Source organism: Rhodococcus sp. EPR-147 (genome assembly GCF_001647185.1).
Classification (GTDB): Bacteria; Actinomycetota; Actinomycetes; order Mycobacteriales; family Mycobacteriaceae; genus Rhodococcoides.
Genome location: NZ_LVCU01000148.1, coordinates 1 through 275, shown reverse-complemented (window position 1 = coordinate 275; position 275 = coordinate 1). Strand labels below are relative to the sequence as shown.

Below are 275 nucleotides of genomic sequence, written 5' to 3'. Positions count from 1 at the left end.
GTGTGCTCGGCGCGTTCCGGTCGTCGACCCTCCGTGGGCGAGATCAGAGCGTCGCTGCGCCGGACGCTGCCGGAGTGGATGGTGCCCACCCACATCGTCGCGCTCGACGCGATGCCGCGCAACGAACGCGGCAAGCTCGACCGCGGCGCACTGCCCGAGCCGGCCGATCGACGCGTCGAGCGCACCGCGGTCGGCCCGACCGAGTACATCGTGGCCGAGGCTGCGCGCACCGCGATCGGGCTGGACACCATCGGACGGGACGAGGATTTCCTGGC

At 72.4% G+C, this 275-nt stretch carries 1 protein-coding gene; it reads left to right on the top strand.

Annotated elements, in window-relative coordinates:
• Positions 1-33: 33 nt before the first annotated feature.
• On the top strand, positions 34-275 hold a 242-nt coding region (locus A2J02_RS07220; RefSeq protein WP_197477962.1), incomplete at its 3' end, for a hypothetical protein.